The organism is Comamonas sp. CMM03, assembly GCF_019218715.1.
In the GTDB taxonomy this organism is placed as follows: Bacteria; Pseudomonadota; Gammaproteobacteria; order Burkholderiales; family Burkholderiaceae_C; genus Comamonas; species Comamonas terrigena.
The window spans coordinates 1-2739 of sequence record NZ_JAHUXB010000009.1; the positions used below are offsets into that span (position 1 = coordinate 1).

A 2739-nucleotide genomic window follows, 5' to 3' on the forward strand; every position below is an offset into this window, starting at 1 on the left:
TGTCTGAATATGGGGGGACCATCCTCCAAGGCTAAATACTCGTAATCGACCGATAGTGAACCAGTACCGTGAGGGAAAGGCGAAAAGAACCCCGGGAGGGGAGTGAAATAGATCCTGAAACCGCATGCTTACAAAAAGTCGGAGCCTCGTAAGGGGTGACGGCGTACCTTTTGTATAATGGGTCAGCGACTTACATTCAGTGGCAAGCTTAACCGAGTAGGGGAGGCGTAGAGAAATCGAGTCCGAATAGGGCGTCCAGTCGCTGGGTGTAGACCCGAAACCAAGTGATCTATCCATGGCCAGGATGAAGGTGCCGTAACAGGTACTGGAGGTCCGAACCGACTGATGTTGCAAAATCAGCGGATGAGCTGTGGATAGGGGTGAAAGGCTAAACAAACTTGGAAATAGCTGGTTCTCTCCGAAAACTATTTAGGTAGTGCCTCAAGTATTACCTGCGGGGGTAGAGCACTGTTTAGGCTAGGGGGTCATGGCGACTTACCAAACCTATGCAAACTCCGAATACCGCAGAGTACAGCTTGGGAGACAGAGCACCGGGTGCTAACGTCCGGACTCAAGAGGGAAACAACCCAGACCGCCAGCTAAGGTCCCTAAAATTGGCTAAGTGGGAAACGAAGTGGGAAGGCTAAAACAGTCAGGATGTTGGCTTAGAAGCAGCCATCATTTAAAGAAAGCGTAATAGCTCACTGATCGAGTCGTCCTGCGCGGAAGATGTAACGGGGCTAAGCCAGTTACCGAAGCTGCGGATGTGCAATTTATTGCACGTGGTAGGAGAGCGTTCTGTAAGCCTGTGAAGGTGCCTGGTAACGGGTGCTGGAGGTATCAGAAGTGCGAATGCTGACATGAGTAGCGTTAAAGCGGGTGAAAAGCCCGCTCGCCGTAAGCGCAAGGTTTCCTACGCAACGTTCATCGGCGTAGGGTGAGTCGGCCCCTAAGGCGAGGCAGAGATGCGTAGCTGATGGGAAACAGGTCAATATTCCTGTACCGATCAATAGTGCGATGTGGGGACGGAGAAGGTTAGCTCAGCCAACTGTTGGATATGTTGGTTCAAGCCTGTAGTCGTGGTCCTTAGGCAAATCCGGGGATCTTAGATGAGGGGTGATAACGAGTGTGCTTGCACACGAAGTGAGTGATACCCTGCTTCCAGGAAAAGCCACTAAGCTTCAGCTATTGACGACCGTACCGCAAACCGACACTGGTGCGCGAGATGAGTATTCTAAGGCGCTTGAGAGAACTCAGGAGAAGGAACTCGGCAAATTGATACCGTAACTTCGGGAGAAGGTATGCCCCTAGTAAGTGAAGTTGTACAAATGGAGCTAAACGGGGTTGCAAAAAATCGGTGGCTGCGACTGTTTAATAAAAACACAGCACTCTGCAAACACGAAAGTGGACGTATAGGGTGTGACGCCTGCCCGGTGCTGGAAGATTAAATGATGGGGTGCAAGCTCTTGATTGAAGTCCCAGTAAACGGCGGCCGTAACTATAACGGTCCTAAGGTAGCGAAATTCCTTGTCGGGTAAGTTCCGACCTGCACGAATGGCGTAACGATGGCCACACTGTCTCCTCCTGAGACTCAGCGAAGTTGAAATGTTTGTGATGATGCAATCTCCCCGCGGAAAGACGGAAAGACCCCATGAACCTTTACTGTAGCTTTGTATTGGACTTTGAACGGATCTGTGTAGGATAGGTGGGAGGCTTTGAAGTGTGGTCGCTAGATCACATGGAGCCAACGTTGAAATACCACCCTGGTGCGTTTGAGGTTCTAACCTAGGTCCATTATCTGGATCGGGGACAGTGCATGGTAGGCAGTTTGACTGGGGCGGTCTCCTCCCAAAGCGTAACGGAGGAGTTCGAAGGTACGCTAGTTACGGTCGGACATCGTGACGATAGTGCAATGGCATAAGCGTGCTTAACTGCGAGACTGACAAGTCGAGCAGATGCGAAAGCAGGACATAGTGATCCGGTGGTTCTGTATGGAAGGGCCATCGCTCAACGGATAAAAGGTACTCTGGGGATAACAGGCTGATACCGCCCAAGAGTTCATATCGACGGCGGTGTTTGGCACCTCGATGTCGGCTCATCTCATCCTGGGGCTGTAGTCGGTCCCAAGGGTATGGCTGTTCGCCATTTAAAGAGGTACGTGAGCTGGGTTTAAAACGTCGTGAGACAGTTTGGTCCCTATCTTCCGTGGGCGTTGCAGATTTGAGGAAGCCTGCTCCTAGTACGAGAGGACCGGAGTGGACACACCTCTGGTGTATCGGTTGTCACGCCAGTGGCATTGCCGAGTAGCTACGTGTGGAAGAGATAACCGCTGAAAGCATCTAAGCGGGAAACTCGTTTCAAGATGAGATCTGCCGGGGCCTTGAGCCCCCTGAAGGGTCGTTGTAGACCACGACGTTGATAGGCTGGGTGTGGAAGCGCAGTAATGCGTTAAGCTAACCAGTACTAATTGCCCGAGCGGCTTGACCCTATAACTTTGACTGCCAATAGGTAGTACAAGACTGTTATGCCAAAAGTAGGCGCAATCGAAATACAAGCTGATTTACAGACTCTATGAATTGACTGGGTAGTGCACAGCACTGCCTGGTGACAAGTTATGCCTGATGACCATAGCGATTTGGTACCACTCCTTCCCATCCCGAACAGGACAGTGAAACGAATTTGCGCCGATGATAGTGCGGGTTCCCGTGTGAAAGTAGGTCATCGTCAGGCTCTTACAGC

The 2739-nt window shown here is 51.2% G+C and carries 2 rRNA genes; both read left to right on the top strand.

The features are described from left to right. Positions 1-2488: ribosomal RNA gene (locus KW830_RS21085) — 23S ribosomal RNA — on the top strand; the annotation flags it as partial. 129 nt (positions 2489-2617) lie between these two features. Beyond that, positions 2618-2730, top strand: a 5S ribosomal RNA gene (rrf, locus tag KW830_RS21090). The last annotated feature ends 9 nt before the right edge of the window (positions 2731-2739 follow it).